Genomic DNA, 17,581 nt, shown 5'->3' with positions numbered 1-17,581 from the left:
ATTTGGTAATGAGGATGTAGAGGAATCGGTAACTTACCCCGCTATTTGTGGGAGTCGGGCTGTATGTAAAAGCCTTCATTTTATCAAAATGTAAGTTGCATCTTGTATAATGTAATGGTGGAGGTCAGATATGAAAAAAATAAGTTTAAATATAGATTTGGATACAAATGTATTGGAAGTGGTATTTATTCCAAGAAGGTTTATTATTTTATGGATCATACTCGTATATATAGCGTCAATTCTTTTAGAATTTCGTAATAATATTTTCTCTATAGATAGTTTTTTCTTTACAATAGTCATTGTTATTCATACTATTTTTCATTGGCATGCGAGTTCATTAAAGAATAGGCAATTGTTGTACTTCTTTTTTGTACAACTTTTCATTGTGTTTTTGGCTGCATTTATTGCAACAAATGCTTCGATAGCGATTTTTGTTGGATTAACTCCTATTTTAATCGCCCAAAGTTTATATGTTTATAACAATATATTTAAAGTAATGGCAGTTTTTACTCTTATGTATGCAATATTTTGTGCTGCAATTAGTATTAATTATGGTGTGAATAAAGTAGCTATTCTTCTCTCTATGTTTCTTTTAGTGTTAGCAATTATTGTTCCTTTTTCTTATATTAATAAGCAGCAATTTGATGCACGTAATCGTATACAGAGCTACATCCAAGAGTTAGAATCTGCATATATGAGAGTGGAAGAATTGACATTAGCTAATGAAAGGCAGCGAATGGCAAGAGATTTACATGATACGTTAGCACAAGGTTTAGCAAGCTTAATTATGCAATTGGAAGCAATAGATGCCCATATGCAAAAAGGGAATACAGGACGATCTCAAGAGATTATGAAACAAACTATGATAAGAGCGAGACAAACTCTACATGATGCAAGGTTGGTTATTGATGATTTGCGTCATACTACTAATTCATTTAATGAAGCAGTAGAGGAAGAGGTTCAACGTTTTTCTGAAGCTACGTCTATACAGGTGAGATTTACTATTCAAAGCCCCCCGCATATTTCAAGCTTAGTAAAGGAGCACTGTTTATATGTAATTAGTGAATGTTTAACGAATATCGCAAAACATTCACAGGCAACAGATGTAAATTTAAAAGTTGAATATATCGATGATCTTGAAAAACTTACTATTGAAGTTGAAGATAATGGAATTGGGTTTGACACTGGATATATCGGTAAGAATCCTGGACATTATGGTTTGATTGGCTTAAATGAGCGTGTTCGATTGATTAAGGGAGAAATACATATATTGAGTGAAAAGATGAAGGGTACGAAAGTGTATATTCAAGTGCCTATAAATAAAGAAGGAGATAGCCATGAAGTATAACGTATTAATTGTGGATGATCATTTCGTTGTAAGAGAAGGTCTGAAACTAATAATAGAAACGAGTGATTCATTTCAAATTATAGGTGAGGCTGCAAATGGAGAAGAAGCCCTTTCTTTCATAGAGAAAAAGGAGCCTGATGTCATTTTAATGGATTTAAATATGCCTAAAATGAGTGGTTTAGAAACAATTGAGGCTTTGAATAAAAAACAAAACTATACGCCGATTATCATATTAACTACTTATAACGAAGATGAATTAATGTTAAAGGGAATTGAGTTAGGGGCAAAAGGATATTTGCTAAAAGATACGGATCGTGAGAATTTGTTTCGAACATTGGAAGCGGCTATTCGAGGTGAGATTTTACTACAACCAAATATTATGGAAAAGATAGTGAAGTATAAAAGGAAAGAAGTACATGCTGATAAGGTTGAAGGGAATAACTTAACAGAAAAGGAATTGTTTGTGCTGAAAGCTATTGCACGCGGATATAAGAATAAAGAAATTGCATTCGATATGGGGATAGCTGAGCGAACGGTAAAAGCATATTTAACAAATATATACAATAAATTAGGTGTTAATTCCCGATCAGAAGCAGTAGCTGTATCTATTGAAAGGAAGTTAATTCATTTTTAAAACATTATATATGCCCAATCGTACATTATAGGCCTGCCCTTTTGTACGATTTTTTTATTTCTTTCTCATGTTATGCTTCAGAAAGTATGAGAGATTTAAGAACAATCTAATTGCATTACAATTACAGACGTTTCTAATGTAGGAAAGGAAGAAGAATAATTAAATGGAAACTTTGCTTTTAATTCCTGTAGTAATTTTCTTTATTTGGCTGCAAAGCAAACAAAGAAAAATAAACTGGATAGATATCATAACTTTTCTCATGATGATAGGGATTATTACTTATACGGCGCCGCAGCCAATGACTAGGGATTTACAAGCAGAGTTACTGGCAGTTACGCTTTTTTCTTTCGCTATTGGTATTTGGCAAGGTGGGGGAATTACAGTCTGTTATGAGGATGAAATTTTATATATTACAAATGGAAAACAGTATTCCATTTCATGGATTCTCTTAATAATTGGCAACATAATTATTATTAATATATTTGAAGGTGGATTTACATTTAATGGACCGTGGTTTCTTTTGTGTAGTGTTGTCATTACATCTGGGGTGAAAACCAGTATTCTATGTATTCTGTACAAATTAACAGTGCGGAATTGAATGGAAAATCAAAGCTGTTTTCTTTTATCCCAACATAAAACGTATTGCTGTAAGTTCATTAAAAGACTGTAGTTGATAAAAAATGAGAAGGAAGTATTGGAAGAATGGGGGAGTTAACGTAGATGTTTCTACCTATTACTATATTTGATAGGTTTAGTTGGCTGGGGAATGTTGCTTTCTCTTCAGAAAAGACTAGCAGGAATCGAGCGCTTTCGAGTGCTGAAGAAAGAGATGTTAATTTGTGTAATAAGAACTGTATAGGTTCAGTTAATAATATGCATCAAAAAATAACGATAGATTCTGTGGAATATGGTGATAATTGTGTATTGGGCCGTGCAGAACCTCATTCAACAATTGTCATAACAAGTAGTGATATGTATGTTGGAAGTGGACGGGTTAATGAGTATGGAGAATTTAAAATATATACAAATGATTATCTGGAAGAGTATTTGGTACTAGAGATTCAGTTGATAATGGGCGGTTTCTATCAAGGAAGTATAACGGTAAAGTTAAAAAGTTAAGGGATGATGATTTTCTTTTTATTTAGTAAATAAAAAGGAAGCAACCGTAGTCGCTTCCTACATCTATTAAGCCGAAGCTTTCTTCATTCTCTCAAGTAAGCTAGATAAAATATGCGTACGATAAGATTCTAGTTTTTTACCTTCATAAGTACGGATACCTAATTTTTTAAGTTCTTTTACATACCAACCTTTGCTTCCGAAATACATGTGATCGCTCCCCTTCAACTTTGTTTATTTGTTCTGATTGCATATGGAGGTACAGGTAATATAATGAAGGAAATGAATTTCGCGCGAAAATGGTTAACTTTGTTGCAAAAGACATATATACTAAGGATAGTATATAACGAGGTGGGCAAGACGTGATTATAGAGAAGCACGAAATTCAAATTGACCAAATTACGAGCGGTAAAGTGAATATCTTTACTTTCTATAGAAATAGAAAGCAAGTTGATGATCATTTTTTACGTTTACAAGAACCATCGCTTACAGCAAACTACTTCTTCCATTTTCATTTTGATGTAGAGAGCTTGCATCTACTGCAGGAAGAGTTTCCAGGCGTATATCCGTACGACGGTAGTGAAACGATTCACGACTGGACGGAAAAGATGAAGAAAGAATTGCAACATCAGATCCAAACAGGTAAATGGAATAAACGCGTACGTATCGGTAATCGCATTCTAGATGTGGCGTTTACGTGGTGTGACGAAGATATAGTAGAGTGAAAAAGAAGCGGATGACGCTTCTTTTTTTAGCGCTGGAATAAAACGAGCTTACCTGCAGAAGATGTGCAGCGATGTGTTTTTTCGTACAATCCTTTTTCTTGTAAAATAGATTCACCTTTTGCTTTCGCTTCTTTTTCAGTTGCTGCCTCGAATGATTCGTCTAATGCTTTTGAACCATCTTTTTCAAAGACTGTTAGAACGTATACTCCCATGAAAATTCCCTCCAATAATTAAAATCAGAATCTTATAACTATTTTGTCATAAATCGCTAGAATATGCAAAGAAATATATGACATTGCATGTTACAATAAAGTGACACTTTAATAAGTAGGGGAGTCTTTTCATCCCCTGCTTATTGTTAGTGGAACCAATCGGGTATTTAAGGGCAGTTTGCTTTCAGACTGACTTCTTAGGTTTACTGCCCGTTAATACGGGGTAAAGTGAAACTTTAATAGGTGGGGGGATTTTTTATCTCCCGCTTATTACTAGTTTTCACCAATTGAGCATTTATTGTTTGTGTTCATGCGGATAAAATGAAACTTTTGAACTATAGAAAGGATCGTTATTTGTGAAACAAGTGAAGTTTATACATGCGGCTGATTTGCATTTGGATAGTCCGTTTAAAGGGATGGAAATGAATGTACCGCAGTCTGTTTGGGAGAGAATGAAGCAAAGTACGTTTGAATCGTTCGAGCGTATTGTTGATAAAGCGATTCAAGAGCGCGTTGATTTCGTATTACTAGTGGGGGATTTGTATGATGCGGAGACGAGAAGTTTGAGAGCGCAAGTGTTTGTGCGTGAGCAAATGAAGAGACTTTCGCAGTACGATATTCCCGTTTTTATTATTCACGGTAACCATGATCATTTAGGGGGAAGCTGGGCAGCGATTGAGTTTTCGGAAAATGTTCATGTGTTTACCGAGCCTTATGTGGAAGAGAAGTCATTTTATAAAAATGGTGAGCTGTTAGCTTCTATTTACGGGTTTAGTTATTTGCAGCAAGCGGTAACGGATAATATGACAGCGCAGTATACGAAAATGAGTGATGCGCCTTTTCATATTGGCATGCTTCATGGAAGTGTGGAAGGGGATGCAGAGCATAATCGCTATGCACCGTTTCAAATTCGTGAGCTGAAGGAAAAGCAGTTTGATTATTGGGCTCTTGGCCATATACATAAACGTGAAATTTTATCAGAAGAGCCTTATATTATTTATCCAGGCAATATACAAGGGCGTCATCGTAAGGAAATGGGCGAGAAGGGTGCGTACCTTATTGAACTTACGAAACAAGGATCGCATTGTTCATTTTTCCATACGGCGGATGTTGTATGGGATGAAATTGAAGTGAATATTGATGGACTTGAAACTGTTGATGAACTTATGACTGTCGTATCAAGTGCGATGAATGATTGCCGAAGAGAAGAAGAAGGGACGCTTTTAACTGTCGTATTTACAGGACAGGGGCCACTTTCTCCGTATTTACGTGATGAAAAACGTGTGGAAGAAATTTTTCATATTTTAGCAGCTGGAGAAGAGCGAAAAGACTTTGTATATGCGATGAAGTGGAAAAATGAGACGGTTTCTTTTGCGGAAATTGAACATTTGAAAGAGGAAAATCATTTCGTCGGTAGTGTGCTAAAAGAGTTAGAAGCTTTTACAAATATGGACGGAGTGTTGCGCACCATTTGGACATCTCCTGTAGCGCGTAATAGCATTGAAGCTTTTACGGAAGAAGAGAAGAAAGAGATTCAAAAGGAAGCGGAAAATATTATTTTAGAGCAATTATTCCAGCAAGAGAGGGATAAGAAATGAGAATTGAAAAACTCCATATTTATGGGTACGGAAAATTAGAAAATGTGGAAATGGATCTTTCATTGCTGACGGTACTGTACGGTGAAAATGAAGCGGGGAAATCGACAATTCGCTCGTTTATGAAAAGTATTTTATTCGGTTTTCCAACGAGAGGACAGCGCCGTTATGAACCGAAAGAAGGCGGAAAGTATGGCGGAGCGGTTACTGTTCAAACAGAAAAGTACGGCCGTTTAAAAATTGAACGATTGCCAAAGACGGCAGCTGGTGAGGTGACCGTTTATTTTGAAGACGGGAAAACTGGCGGCGAAGATATTTTAAACGATATATTAAGCGGTGTGAATGAAAGCTTATTTGACTCTGTTTTTTCATTTGATATGCATGGTTTGCAAAATATTCATCAGCTCGGCGAAGCGGATATCGGTAATTATTTATTTTCGGCAAGCGCAGTCGGAAGCGATGCGTTATTGCAGTTAGATAAAAAATTAGAAAAAGAAATGAATCAGCGTTTTAAGCCGAGTGGTCGTAATCCTGAAATTAACGTGTCACTGCAAGAGATGAAGAAAATTGAGGAAAAGATGAAAGAGTGGCAAGGGAAGATTGGCACGTATGAAAAACAGGTCGAGCAGTTAAAAGAAAGTGAAGAGAAACTTGCTTCTGTTCGTGCGGAAAAAGAGTCAGCCGAAAGACGAAAGCAAGACTATGAAATATTAGCGGCGCTTGAGCCTCTCGTTATTGAAAAGAGTGCGCACGAGAAAGTGTTAGAAAACGAGAACGGGCAGTTTCCTGTAAACGGAATGGTGCGCTATGAGGCGGTAAAGGCAAAGATAGAACCGCTCCAAGTACAAGTAGATTCACTTCAAAAAAAGATAGAAACAGTGCAATCAGAAATTGATTCCACAGAAATAGATGAAGCATTTTTACAAAAAGAAAGTTACGTAGAAGAGCTTCGTATGCAGCACATGTCTTATGAAAATGCACGCCAAGAAATGCGTGATATGACGGGAAGTATTACGAATATAAAAGAAGAAATCGCAGAATTACAGCAGCAAATTGGAGCAACTTTTGAACAAGAGATGGTTCTTTCATTTGATATAAGTTTAGCAACGAAAGAATTAATTACGCAAACTGTGCAAAAGGCGCGTGAATTAGAATCGCAAAAAGTGCAACTAGATGAACGTTTTAAAACGGCTCAAGAGCAATTAGAAGAGCAAGAAGAAAATATAAGACAGATTCAGAAACAAATGTTAGCGGATGAAGAGCGAAATGCGTTAGTTGAGAAAGAAAAATTGTTCCAAGATGCGGCGTTTATCGGTATGGGCGCAGAGAGAATGAAGCGTAAGTATGAAGAGAAAGCAGGATTTGCTAAGCAAAAGAAAAAACAGTGGCAAAGAGTTTGTCTTCTTTTACTTCTTATTAACACGCTTGTTTTATTCACGAGTCTATTTATAGATAACCGCGTGCTATTATTTATTAGTGTCATTGTTTTTGTAGGGATTGTTTTAGCACTCGTTTTATATAAAGATCCATCAAGCGGATTACAAGAAGAACTCCTTACTCTTCAGCAAAGTGCTGGCGGAAGACAAAGTGAAGAAGCGATGTCCGTTCGTTATCAGTTAGAAAAGGATGAAGAGATTCGAAAGTTATTTGAGCGAGAGTCTTATAAATTGCAGCAAATGGAACGAGCTTATGATAAAGTCGTTTCATCATATGAAGAATGGGAGCGAGAAACTTTCCAAATAGGAGAACAAGTAGATGCGTATAAAACGCGCTATATGTTTCCTGAATTTTTTACGTATGCACACATATTGCCGGCATTTGAGCGGATTGAAAGAATACAGCAATTGTATCGTGAATTAGAGAAACAAGGCACGCGGAAATCTTCATTATATGAAATGATTTCGCACTTTGAACATAAACTAGAAACTGTTATCGGTAGTGCAGAGTATAGTAATTTGCACGAGGCACAAATTCGTATGCAAAATGAGAAAGAAAAGCGTCAAACTTGTAAGCAGCTGAAAGAAAAACTGGCGGAATGGCAAGAAGAATATGAGGTCATGCAAGAGCAATTGAAACAACTTTTAGTAGAGCGAGACGGTTTATGGCATATCGCAGAGTCTACAAATGAAGAGATGTTTTTAGAAGCAGGTAAACTGGCGGAAAAACGTGAAGATGCTGAGAAGCAAGTAGGACGTTTATTACCGCAAATTGATTTGCTAGAACAGCGTTTAACGAGTTTATCATTAGCGGAACATTATGAGGCTGACGGTTATGATGAAAAGTTAAAGCAAGAAATGACATCCGCGAAAAACTGTCTGACGAAAGAGAAAGAACTGACGGAGCGTATTGCGAAACACCGTATGGAAATTGCGAATTTAGAAGAAGGTAGTACGTACGGTGATTTAATGCATGAATGGGAAATGAAAAAAGCGCAAGTACGTGAACAAGTGAAGAAGTGGGCTGCATATGCAGCGGCAAAGACAGTATTAACGAAAACGAAGCAATATTATCATGAAGTGCATCTTCCGCGTATTTTACAAAAATCAGAAGAGTATTTCGTCTATTTAACAGGCGGACGATATAGTAAAATATTCTCACCGTCAGAGGCGGAGCCGTTCATTGTCGAACGTAATGATGGTATGCGTTTTTACAGTCATGAACTAAGCCAAGCGACAGCGGAGCAGTTATACTTATCGCTGAGATTTGCACTAGCGAAAACGTTTGAGCATGATTATCCATTTATTATTGACGATAGTTTCGTGCATTTTGATGCGATAAGGACGAATCGAACGATTGAACTTATAAAGGAAATTGCGAAAGATAGACAAGTTATCTTCTTTACATGTCATGCGCATTTACTCGCGTATTTTACAGAAAATGAGATTATAAAATTAACGCATAAGCGTAAAGAAAATGAGTTGTAGTATGCTATACTAAAAGTAATTGATTTGGTGGAGGAATTCGAATGAAAAAGAAAATTGCAGAATATGAAGTTGGTGAACAAGTCGATGTTTTCTTGTTAATTAAAACAGCGACAAAAGGTCTTGCAAGCAATGGGAAACCGTTTTTAACAGTAATTTTACAAGACCCAAGTGGAGATATTGAAGCGAAGCTATGGGATGTATCACCAGAAGTTGAAAAACAATATGTAGCGGAAACAATCGTTAAAGTAGCTGGAGATATTCTAAACTATAAAGGACGTATTCAATTACGTGTGAAACAAATCCGTGTTGCGAATGAAAATGAAGTAACAGATATCTCGGACTTCGTAGAAAAAGCACCAGTGAAAAAAGAAGATATGGTTGAAAAAATTACGCAATACATATTTGAAATGAGAAACCCGAACATTCAGCGTCTAACAAGACATTTGTTAAATAAGCACCAAAACGAATTTTTAGAATATCCAGCAGCGACGAAAAATCATCACGAGTTCGTATCTGGACTAGCTTATCACGTAGTGTCGATGTTAGATTTAGCGAAAGCTATTGCTACGCTATACCCATCGTTAGATAAAGATTTACTATATGCAGGCGTTATTTTACACGACCTTGGTAAAGTATTCGAACTATCTGGCCCGATTTCTACAACGTATACGTTAGAAGGAAATTTACTAGGTCACATTTCTATCATGGTAAACGAAATTGGGAAAGCAGCAGACGAATTGCAAATTGATGCAGAAGAAGTGTTGATCCTTCAGCACATCGTTCTTTCTCACCACGGAAAAGCAGAGTGGGGTAGCCCAAAACCACCATTAGTAAAAGAAGCAGAAATTCTGCACTATATCGACAACTTAGATGCAAAAATGAACATGATGGACCGCGCATTAGGACGTACAAAACCAGGTGAATACACTGAGCGTGTATTTGCTCTTGATAATCGGTCGTTCTATAAGCCGACGTTCCATAATTAAAAGTGTGAATCGAATGGCCTCATTAAGTGTTAATACGCTTAGTGAGGCTGTTTTCTTTATTAAAAATGAAATGAAATAGTTAAAAGGAAATAATTGAAGAAGAATCATTGAAAAGGGTAGGTTCTAAACATGCAAAAAAATGAGTTAGAACAGAAATTATTACAAGAAGAGATGCCCAAGGATTTATATAGTTTAAAGGGTGGATTACCAAACGAATCGTATTGTTTAAATGAACAGAATGGAGTATGGAAAGTATATTATAGTGAACGAGGAACAAAGAGTAATCTTAAGACATTTAATTCTGAGACAGAAGCATGTGAATACTTCTATACTAGTTTAATTGAGATGTTAAAAGGAATGGGTGTAATTTAAACCTGAAATAAAAGTGCATTTCCGTTTGGGGATGCTCTTTTATTTTACTAACTTTATTTCACATACACATAGGTTCTATTTGCAATTAAGCAGATTTTATTTTACATACACATTATTATACTAATCTAAAGTTTCTGTATTTACATTTTTTTCTTTTTATCTCATAATTTTAATTGGGAAAAGGGAGGAAAGAAATGGTTCAAATCAAAGTGACACCTGAAATGCTAGAAGAAGTTGCTAATTGTGCAAGTAATACCCGAATCGCATTAGAATCTATACATAATAATTTATGAAATGAAATTGATCATTTGTGTTTTCAATGGATTGGTGCCTCTAATCAACAATTCGTTCAAATGTTCAATGATGCGAGACCAAAAGCTTTTACATCTATCAATTCAATTATACAAGTGGAAGAAGATTTGAAACGAATTGCTGAAAAATTCCGTAATGCAGATAATCAAGATGTTACATTGGAAGAAGGCGCAATGTGTGGTAAACCTTCTTCGGAGGAAAACGGATTTGATGGTGGAAAATTAGCTCGTGACATAGCCGGAGAATTGACCGGTGAATATGATCTCAAACGTGTTTGGAATGGCGTAGATCCCTCGACAGGCGAGAAAATTTCATGGTTGGATCGAGTTGGAGCTGGTGGAATGATGGTTTTGGGTATTACACCAGTTGGAAAACTTGCTAAGGTTGCTAAAGGTGCTAAGATGACTGCCAAGGCTGTTGAAAGCGCTAAGGCCGCTGAAGCTGCTAAATCTATTAGGGCTGCTGAAAATTATAAAAACCATCTTGAAAGACAAGATAAAGTATTATCTCGTAATGGTGCATATCGAAAAGTGAAACGTGATGCCGGAATTCCTAATTCTACTCCGCATCAAAAACCTGTTCATGTGTATGATGGAACAAGTGAAAATAGATGGGTAGAGGAATATACTAATTTTAAGGGTCAAAAAAGATTTATTGTTGAGCATCAAGAAGATAAAATGGGAAGAGGTCCTCATTTTCATATTGCAACAGATAGAAAAGGGAATCCGATGGATAAAGGAAGATATGATCAGCTTGACGGACATTATCCAGAAGATTTTGTGGGGTATAAAAAACAGAAAAAAAATAAAAACTAAAGGTGTGAAAAAGTTTGAGTAATTTAAATAAAGGTCGCATGGAGATTCTTAAAAGAAAAGCTCGAAGAAAAGAACTTATAAATGAACTATCTAGTCTTGTTACTGTTTCTGAAGAATCATTTATGGATGCCGAAACAAATGATTTATTTTGTAAAGGATTATTTAGTAAGTTAGAAAAAGTTTCAGACAAAAAGAAAATTGGTGATACCAATTATAAAGAAAATAGAAAGCTCTCAATAGAGCTATTAAGTGAACTCATTAATACCATTAATTTCCCAGTTAACCAAGGGAGATTATTTTTCTTTACAGAATATGACCTTGAAGCAGTTGAGCTGAATATTGATGAAATATTTGATAATTTAGAGGATTTATCAATCAAATCAGGTTTTTTAATTGGCAGTGGAGATTTTGTATTAGTTGGTGATGATTTAGATTTCGGCTTATGTATTGAGAGAACGGAATATTATTATGAATTCAGTATGTGGGGATTAGCGAAAATTTAAAGTATGACAATAAACAAAACCACCTTTTTAATAGGTGGTTTTGTCTACTATTTCACATATAAATTGGCTTCATTTTCTGTTAGACAAGTTTTATTTTATATGTTCACATTTTTTATCTCATAATTTCAATTAGGAAAGGGAGGAAAAAACATGAAATATATGGCGTATGTAGAAAAAACCAATAAGCTAATGGAAGAGGAAGTTACAATAAATATTAACGGTATAGTGTTTACGGGATTCTCCACTGTTTGTCCATATAAAATTGAAGAGGGAAAAAGTTATCCTGTTATTCTCGACATTACAGTTTTCGATAATATTGAAATAAACGAAGGAATAGATGGAGTTAAAAGTTTAAAAAGGAGTGATAATTCTTTTAAGTATCGTATTAGTGGAATGTTAAATCATGGGTTTATTGATGCAGGGATTATTATTACAGACGAAGATGAAATATTCCCGGAACACAGTGAATACTTTAACAAGTATGTTGAAATTGAATTTAATAGAATCAACATTGAATTTTTAAAAGAAGGCTAGTCATTTTCAAAAACTTCAAACTAGAAATCAGGAAATTATTTTTCTCAGACAACTCCAAACATGAAATTCAATATAAATAAGGGGGGCTTATTTATGGCAATATGTTTATTAATGACTAAAGAATTTGAGGATGAAGAGATAGTTGTTTATCAATACTATCCTTCTGAATCACCCGCTAAAATAGGTAAGATGCACTATAATAAAAAGGAACGAATGTTCTATGACATAGAGCAAGCTCCAGTGGATTCATTAAATATGAGAGAACATTATTTTAATTGTGCGTGTATTATGATTGTGCGATGTCTTAGAAAGAACGAGGAATTTCCAGATAGCATGGCATATCAAGCATAATTAAAAGAACATAAAAAAAGCCACCCAACAGGACGGCTCTTATTTTACTTAACCTCATACTACCAACCTCTACGATCAAGGTATCCTTTCATTCCATTTGGCATCCTATTCTTAGTGATGGTAATCGTATTTTTTATCTTTCGCCGTATACGGAATAAGAAGCAGACAATGCATCATATATATTTGAAACAAAAAGAAGTACGAAAACTTGGAGAAGATGCAGAATAAGAAGACCGAGATAGCTTAATAGTGCCAGCGGAAGAAGCAAGAGCAACGCTAATAAAATGGGAGCTAACATTATCGAAGTTTGAAAAGAGAAGGTTCAACAATGGTTTTCCCGTATTCATAAGAACAGTGATATTATTCCAATTCATGAGAAAGTTAGATATGGAGAAGAAACTGCTTCAAATGAGGAGTTACAGCTGATGCGGAAGTGGATACATGAAAACGTAAGGAAAAGTTTATAAAAATGGCCTTAGCGTTGTAAATCCACATTTTTATAACGCTATCCTATATAGAAATTCACCATTCTCCAGTCTAAAATGTTATGCAATAAAAAATGTCTCGAATTTGAGATATTTCACTTGCTTTTTAATCACTTGAGGTGTAAAGTGATAGTAACGAAAGCGATTGAGTCATATGAAAAACATACACTCAGTTGCTTTTGATTAAAAAAACAAAGTAACTTATTCAGTAAAAACTAAGATGAATTTACAAAAACATAATGAGTATAAATTGAAAAGCTAAAAACCATATTACTTGTGGGAAATGTTATTTTTTTTAGTTATCACTTGACTAGTAAAACGAAACGGAGGAATAAACAATGTATGAAATTAAAGGGCATCATCACATTTCAATGGTTACGAAAAATGCAAATGAAAATAATCACTTTTATAAAAACGTGCTTGGTTTACGTCGCGTGAAAATGACAGTAAACCAAGATGATCCATCAATGTATCACTTATTTTATGGAGATAAAACAGGAAGTCCAGGTACGGAGCTATCGTTTTTTGAAATTCCTTTAGTAGGAAAAACATATCGCGGTACGAATGCAATTACTCGAATTGGATTACTCGTTCCGTCAGAGGATAGCTTGCATTACTGGAAAGCACGATTTGAGAAATTTGGTGTAAAACATAGTGAAATTACAACATATGCAAATCGTACTGCTTTGAAATTTGAGGATGCTGAAGGTCTTCGTCTTGTACTACTCGTTTCAAACGGAGAAAAAGTAGAGCATTGGGAAACTTGGGAGAAATCAGAAGTTCCTGCTGAACATCAAATTCAAGGAATGGGTTCTGTGGAAATGACAGTTCGTAGACTTGATAAAATGGCGAGTACACTTACAGAGATGTTTGGTTATACAGAGGTTAGCCGCAGCGAAGAGGAAGCAATTTTTCAGTCCATTAAAGGAGAAGCTTTTGGAGAAATCGTTGTGAAATATTTAGATGGTCCTACTGAAAAGCCGGGCCGCGGTAGCATTCACCATTTAGCAATTCGTGTGAAAAATGATGCAGAGCTCGCTTATTGGGAAGAACAGGTGAAACTAAGAGGTTTCCATTCTTCAGGAATCATCGACCGTTTCTATTTTAAAAGCTTATATTTCCGTGAATCAAACGGAATTCTATTTGAAATTGCGACAGATGGACCAGGATTTACAGTTGATGGAGATGTGGAGCATTTAGGAGAAAAACTTGATTTACCACCGTTCTTAGAAAATCAGCGAGCAGAAATTGAAGCGAATTTAGCACCTATTGAAGAGAAGTAATAGAAGAGAAAATATAATTTAAAAAACCATTGGAGGAATATAAAATGAACCAATTAAAAGGAATTCACCACGTTACAGCAATTACAAGTAGTGCAGAAAAGAACTATGAATTTTTCACTCATGTTTTAGGAATGCGTTTAGTTAAAAAAACAATAAACCAAGATGATATTCAAACGTATCATTTATTCTTTGCAGATGATAAAGGTAGTGCCGGAACAGATATGACATTCTTCGACTTCCCAGGTGTTCCAAAAGGTGTACACGGTACAAATGAAATTTCAAAAACATCATTCCGAGTTCCAACTGATGCAGCATTAGCATATTGGGTGAAACGTTTTGACCGTCTTGAAGTAGAACATACAGGCATTAAAGAGCAATTTGGTAAGAAAACTCTTTCTTTCGTTGATTTTGATGATCAACAGTATCAATTAATCTCAGATGAACTGGATAAAGGGATAGAATCAGGTACACCATGGCAAAACGGACCAGTTCCATTAGAATACGCAATTACTGGTTTAGGACCTGTATTTATCCGTATTGCGAACTTTAGTTTCTTCAAAGAAGTGTTAGAAAAAGTTCTATTATTTAAAGAGGTTGCTCAAGAAGGAGAATTCTATTTATTCGAAGTGAACGAAGGTGGAAACGGTGCTTCTGTCATTGTAGAACATAATACGGTTCTTCCTGAAGCACAACAAGGTTTTGGTACAGTGCACCATGCCGCATTCCGCGTAGAAGATCGCGCTGTATTAGAAGAATGGATTGAGAGAATCGGTAGCGTAGGGCTTCCTTCATCTGGTTATGTAAACCGCCACTTCTTTGAGTCATTATACGCAAGAGTTGCGCCGCAAATTTTATTCGAGTTTGCGACAGATGGCCCAGGTTTTATGGGAGATGAGCCATACGAAACACTTGGAGAAAAATTATCTTTACCTCCATTCCTAGAGCCAAAACGTGAAGAAATCGAAAAATTAGTTCGTCCGATTGATACAGTGAGAAGTACGAAGGAATTTATTAAAGAGTAAAAATAGAGATAATAAGTAGAAGAGCAAGTAGTTTTAGCGGATCGCTGGAATTGCTTGCTTTTTTGTTTGGTATATAAAGTGTTCTTATAAATGTTTGGTGTAATTAATTTGAAGTGATGTCCCTCTGATTTCTTCTTATCACTTTTCTTTAAATCGAATTTGTATTTAAATATATATTCATCTTTTTATTTCATAAATCCTTTTGGATCATTAATGGAATTTAGCTACCGATAAGTAAGGGTGTATGAACTAACTCTGTATAGGCTATTCCCATTAATCATAGACATTTCTAAGGTGCTATTTATGTAAAGTAAAAGTATGATAAAGCGTTATTAGCAAAAATATATTAAATGATTCATCATACAATTCTATGGTATGAAAACGCGAATTTTATACACTTAGACATTTTCTAACAATGAAATCTCATCTTTGTTACTCTAAAAAAACAACTAGCCCCCACAAGAGGTGTTAGTTAACGTAAAATTCGCTATCGTTAGTTAATCTTTTTTGCTTTATAGATTTGGAATTACTCCTACTTTGACCAGCCTCTCTCCCTCTTCTTGATGAATTGAAAAACATAACATATAACAAATGTATTTAGAAGGCTATTAAAAGTCCTCTAGATTGTTTAGCTGGAGGACTTTCGTGTTCACATAATTTTCGTTCTCGGAAGTTCTACACTGTATGTTCGGGATGGAAATCTAATGAGTTAGTTCAGATTACGAAGGTCAGGCGTAGTGTTTTAATATAGAGTTGGAGTCGGAGGAGAACAATGGAAAGAAACAATATCGTTTATGGCAACCGAATAATGATTCCATCTTCCGCCGAAAAACCTATAGCCATAAATTCTTTCGTGCCCAACAGTCGTCAAAAAAAACCAGAAATTGTCGCCGTTTCTAAGCCGCAGATACGTAAATCGAAATAAATAATTTTGAAGAACCCAAGGACTCTGGGCATAGAGTGGCATTTGTCGTATATATACCATGATTCGAGGTTCACTCCTTATTGAAATTAGACTTATAACTAATTTTATGCTCAGGGTTAAAGCTTAGATTGGATGTATGCCTAGTAGCCTACTTAAATTCAATTTTGAATGTATATAGTATACATAACGCATCATTATCGGTAGCAAGAAAAAGGCGGATTCCTTGTGAGAGTGGGGATCTGCCTTTTTCTTTTTCTTTTTCTATGACTCTATTCATTTTTTTATACATTCCTATCCTGGCGTGGATTTTTTCCGAAATGCTGGTGGATTTGCTTTATTAGTTGTATGGTTTATTTTATTAATCATCATTGGAGCTGCTTGCTTCTGCTAAAAAAACTATTGGAAAAGACACTCTTATATGGGTGTTTTTACTTTATAAAATTCACATAAATCTGTCCTTATAGGGAAAATATGTAAGGTATTGTGCTGGAAAGTACTTGCCTATTCTAAATAAGGAGTGAGATGAATGGCTGATAAAAATGAACGTAACCGTGTCGATAATGATGCTGGCGAAGCGGTAGGAACTGGTGTCGGTGCTGTCGCTGGAGCTGCTTTGGGTTCTGTTCTTGGTCCACTTGGTACCGTTGCAGGAGCTGTTGCAGGAGGAGCGATGGGTAACGTAGTCGGCGAAGGTGCCGATGAGGCTAATGACAGTGTTGCGAACCGAGAAGATTAGACTTTAACCAAAGTGATGCTGAATGAATTGGATTCCCAAAAAGGGAGTCCTTTTTTATTAAGTTAATTCAGCTTTTTTAGGTAAATTCCCAGTGAAATTGTGAATCAATTCACTTAAAGTAACGGGTGCGTTAGTTCACCAAGCTATAAGCAGTAATCATAATCATTTTCTTGATCTTCCGCAATCGGGCACTTTAATGGAGAAAAGATCACAAAAATGATCAAACTTTATTTCAAAGCTACAGTATTCATTATTTCTGGTATTATAGTCGCATTAACATACATATACAATTCTAATAAGTAATACAATCAAACTAGATTAGCAAATCAAGGAAGGCACCTTAGGGTGTCTTTTTTTATTTCTAAAAGGACCTGCTCAATTCATGCGTAAAAAACATAAAGTAAAATGAATCCGTTAAAATACATGAGTGAACCTTAGTTTTCCCCTCCCATTAAAGGAGGAACTATTATGGGCTTTGGTGGTAGTTGCAGTAGTTGTGGCGGCGGCTTTGCTTTATTAGTTGTATTATTTATTCTATTAATCATAGTTGGAGCTTCTTGCTTCTGCTAAAAAAACTATCGGAAAAGACACTCATATATGAGTGTCTTTTCTTTATGGGGTACTGACCCACACCCATCAACTTAAGGGATATTTTTATACAAAATGCGATCTTTTCACGTAGTATTTTATTATCGTTTATAGA

At 35.5% G+C, this 17,581-nt stretch carries 19 protein-coding genes and 2 pseudogenes; 19 read left to right on the top strand and 2 right to left on the bottom strand.

What is annotated here, in order from left to right; translation table 11 throughout:
* The first annotated feature begins 130 nt into the window (after positions 1-130).
* The 4 genes from JDS80_RS23505 to JDS80_RS23490 all read left to right on the top strand — a co-directional run bounded on the left by JDS80_RS23505 (position 131) and on the right by JDS80_RS23490 (position 3,101).
* A complete protein-coding gene (locus JDS80_RS23505; protein ID WP_071747892.1) occupies positions 131-1,348 on the top strand; it encodes a sensor histidine kinase in 1,218 nt (405 codons plus the stop codon).
* Positions 1,338-1,982: a response regulator gene (locus tag JDS80_RS23500; protein ID WP_199640098.1), complete on the top strand. Its 645-nt coding sequence runs from the start codon at positions 1,338-1,340 to the stop codon at positions 1,980-1,982. The genes JDS80_RS23505 and JDS80_RS23500 overlap by 11 nt, the downstream gene beginning before the upstream one ends.
* A gap of 163 nt (positions 1,983-2,145) precedes the next feature.
* Positions 2,146-2,580, top strand: coding sequence for a hypothetical protein (locus JDS80_RS23495; protein ID WP_098889521.1), 435 nt, complete (start codon positions 2,146-2,148; stop codon positions 2,578-2,580).
* 122 nt (positions 2,581-2,702) lie between these two features.
* Positions 2,703-3,101 (top strand): Ig-like domain-containing protein, encoded by a 399-nt coding sequence (locus JDS80_RS23490; protein ID WP_098889522.1) that lies wholly within the window; start codon positions 2,703-2,705, stop codon positions 3,099-3,101.
* Between the two features lie 66 nt (positions 3,102-3,167).
* Here the strand turns inward: JDS80_RS23490 and JDS80_RS23485 are convergent, their stop codons facing one another.
* Positions 3,168-3,308, bottom strand: a complete 141-nt coding sequence (locus tag JDS80_RS23485; RefSeq protein WP_000273535.1) for a YflJ family protein — start codon at positions 3,306-3,308, stop codon at positions 3,168-3,170.
* Positions 3,309-3,460: 152 nt separating this feature from the next.
* On the opposite strand from JDS80_RS23485, the gene JDS80_RS23480 reads away from it, so the two are divergent.
* A complete protein-coding gene (locus JDS80_RS23480) occupies positions 3,461-3,823 on the top strand; it encodes a hypothetical protein (RefSeq protein WP_071747888.1) in 363 nt (120 codons plus the stop codon).
* Between the two features lie 26 nt (positions 3,824-3,849).
* Here JDS80_RS23480 and JDS80_RS23475 read toward each other — a convergent pair whose 3' ends face one another.
* Entirely contained in the window at positions 3,850-4,035 is a 186-nt protein-coding gene (locus JDS80_RS23475) for a YhzD family protein (protein WP_000539551.1), read from the bottom strand.
* Between the two features lie 356 nt (positions 4,036-4,391).
* Between JDS80_RS23475 and JDS80_RS23470 the strand changes: the two genes are divergently transcribed.
* The 14 genes and pseudogenes from JDS80_RS23470 to JDS80_RS23410 all read left to right on the top strand — a co-directional run bounded on the left by JDS80_RS23470 (position 4,392) and on the right by JDS80_RS23410 (position 17,448).
* Positions 4,392-5,633 carry a metallophosphoesterase gene (locus JDS80_RS23470; RefSeq protein ID WP_199640097.1) on the top strand — a complete coding sequence of 414 codons (1,242 nt, stop codon included), beginning with the start codon at positions 4,392-4,394 and terminating at the stop codon, positions 5,631-5,633.
* Complete coding sequence (locus JDS80_RS23465; protein WP_199640096.1) at positions 5,630-8,554, top strand: ATP-binding protein; 2,925 nt, start codon at positions 5,630-5,632, stop codon at positions 8,552-8,554. The genes JDS80_RS23470 and JDS80_RS23465 overlap by 4 nt, the downstream gene beginning before the upstream one ends.
* A gap of 41 nt (positions 8,555-8,595) precedes the next feature.
* On the top strand, positions 8,596-9,540 hold the full coding sequence (gene yhaM, locus JDS80_RS23460; protein ID WP_000726646.1) for a 3'-5' exoribonuclease YhaM: 945 nt from the start codon (positions 8,596-8,598) through the stop codon (positions 9,538-9,540).
* 129 nt (positions 9,541-9,669) lie between these two features.
* Complete coding sequence (locus JDS80_RS23455) at positions 9,670-9,912, top strand: hypothetical protein (RefSeq protein ID WP_071747885.1); 243 nt, start codon at positions 9,670-9,672, stop codon at positions 9,910-9,912.
* A 194-nt stretch (positions 9,913-10,106) separates the two neighbouring features.
* A pseudogene (locus tag JDS80_RS23450) lies at positions 10,107-11,039 on the top strand (WXG100 family type VII secretion target).
* A gap of 14 nt (positions 11,040-11,053) precedes the next feature.
* Complete coding sequence (locus JDS80_RS23445; RefSeq protein WP_071772318.1) at positions 11,054-11,542, top strand: YxiF family protein; 489 nt, start codon at positions 11,054-11,056, stop codon at positions 11,540-11,542.
* Between the two features lie 150 nt (positions 11,543-11,692).
* Entirely contained in the window at positions 11,693-12,076 is a 384-nt protein-coding gene (locus JDS80_RS23440; RefSeq protein ID WP_199640095.1) for a hypothetical protein, read from the top strand.
* 93 nt (positions 12,077-12,169) lie between these two features.
* Positions 12,170-12,427: a hypothetical protein gene (locus JDS80_RS23435; protein WP_071772320.1), complete on the top strand. Its 258-nt coding sequence runs from the start codon at positions 12,170-12,172 to the stop codon at positions 12,425-12,427.
* Between the two features lie 87 nt (positions 12,428-12,514).
* Positions 12,515-12,894: pseudogene (locus tag JDS80_RS32140) on the top strand (hypothetical protein); the annotation flags it as partial.
* 356 nt (positions 12,895-13,250) lie between these two features.
* Positions 13,251-14,195 (top strand): ring-cleaving dioxygenase, encoded by a 945-nt coding sequence (locus tag JDS80_RS23430; RefSeq protein WP_199640094.1) that lies wholly within the window; start codon positions 13,251-13,253, stop codon positions 14,193-14,195.
* A gap of 44 nt (positions 14,196-14,239) precedes the next feature.
* Complete coding sequence (locus JDS80_RS23425) at positions 14,240-15,217, top strand: ring-cleaving dioxygenase (RefSeq protein WP_199640093.1); 978 nt, start codon at positions 14,240-14,242, stop codon at positions 15,215-15,217.
* A gap of 1,226 nt (positions 15,218-16,443) precedes the next feature.
* Complete coding sequence (locus JDS80_RS23420) at positions 16,444-16,533, top strand: YjcZ family sporulation protein (protein WP_071772323.1); 90 nt, start codon at positions 16,444-16,446, stop codon at positions 16,531-16,533.
* Between the two features lie 135 nt (positions 16,534-16,668).
* The gene (locus JDS80_RS23415) at positions 16,669-16,878 is read left to right on the top strand and encodes a glycine zipper domain-containing protein (protein ID WP_071747880.1); all 210 of its coding nucleotides are present in this window, start codon (positions 16,669-16,671) and stop codon (positions 16,876-16,878) included.
* Between the two features lie 468 nt (positions 16,879-17,346).
* Positions 17,347-17,448, top strand: coding sequence for a YjcZ family sporulation protein (locus tag JDS80_RS23410; RefSeq protein WP_000505688.1), 102 nt, complete (start codon positions 17,347-17,349; stop codon positions 17,446-17,448).
* Positions 17,449-17,581 lie beyond the last annotated feature (133 nt).

The organism is Bacillus cereus group sp. N8, from assembly GCF_016483685.1.
Classification (GTDB): Bacteria; Bacillota; Bacilli; order Bacillales; family Bacillaceae_G; genus Bacillus_A; species Bacillus_A proteolyticus.
This window is presented reverse-complemented; position numbering and strand designations above follow the sequence as displayed.

Excerpts from the sequence above, each read along its gene's own strand:
- JDS80_RS23505 (WP_071747892.1), top strand. The coding sequence starts at position 131 with ATGAAAAAAATAAGTTTAAATATAGATTTGGATACAAATGTATTGGAA.
- JDS80_RS23500 (WP_199640098.1), top strand. The coding sequence starts at position 1,338 with ATGAAGTATAACGTATTAATTGTGGATGATCATTTCGTTGTAAGAGAA.
- JDS80_RS23495 (WP_098889521.1), top strand. The coding sequence starts at position 2,146 with ATGGAAACTTTGCTTTTAATTCCTGTAGTAATTTTCTTTATTTGGCTG.
- JDS80_RS23490 (WP_098889522.1), top strand. The coding sequence starts at position 2,703 with ATGTTTCTACCTATTACTATATTTGATAGGTTTAGTTGGCTGGGGAAT.
- JDS80_RS23485 (WP_000273535.1), bottom strand. The coding sequence starts at position 3,308 with ATGTATTTCGGAAGCAAAGGTTGGTATGTAAAAGAACTTAAAAAATTA.
- JDS80_RS23475 (WP_000539551.1), bottom strand. The coding sequence starts at position 4,035 with ATGGGAGTATACGTTCTAACAGTCTTTGAAAAAGATGGTTCAAAAGCA.
- JDS80_RS23465 (WP_199640096.1), top strand. The coding sequence starts at position 5,630 with ATGAGAATTGAAAAACTCCATATTTATGGGTACGGAAAATTAGAAAAT.
- yhaM (WP_000726646.1), top strand. The coding sequence starts at position 8,596 with ATGAAAAAGAAAATTGCAGAATATGAAGTTGGTGAACAAGTCGATGTT.
- JDS80_RS23455 (WP_071747885.1), top strand. The coding sequence starts at position 9,670 with ATGCAAAAAAATGAGTTAGAACAGAAATTATTACAAGAAGAGATGCCC.
- JDS80_RS23440 (WP_199640095.1), top strand. The coding sequence starts at position 11,693 with ATGAAATATATGGCGTATGTAGAAAAAACCAATAAGCTAATGGAAGAG.
- JDS80_RS23435 (WP_071772320.1), top strand. The coding sequence starts at position 12,170 with ATGGCAATATGTTTATTAATGACTAAAGAATTTGAGGATGAAGAGATA.
- JDS80_RS23430 (WP_199640094.1), top strand. The coding sequence starts at position 13,251 with ATGTATGAAATTAAAGGGCATCATCACATTTCAATGGTTACGAAAAAT.
- JDS80_RS23425 (WP_199640093.1), top strand. The coding sequence starts at position 14,240 with ATGAACCAATTAAAAGGAATTCACCACGTTACAGCAATTACAAGTAGT.
- JDS80_RS23415 (WP_071747880.1), top strand. The coding sequence starts at position 16,669 with ATGGCTGATAAAAATGAACGTAACCGTGTCGATAATGATGCTGGCGAA.
- JDS80_RS23410 (WP_000505688.1), top strand. The coding sequence starts at position 17,347 with ATGGGCTTTGGTGGTAGTTGCAGTAGTTGTGGCGGCGGCTTTGCTTTA.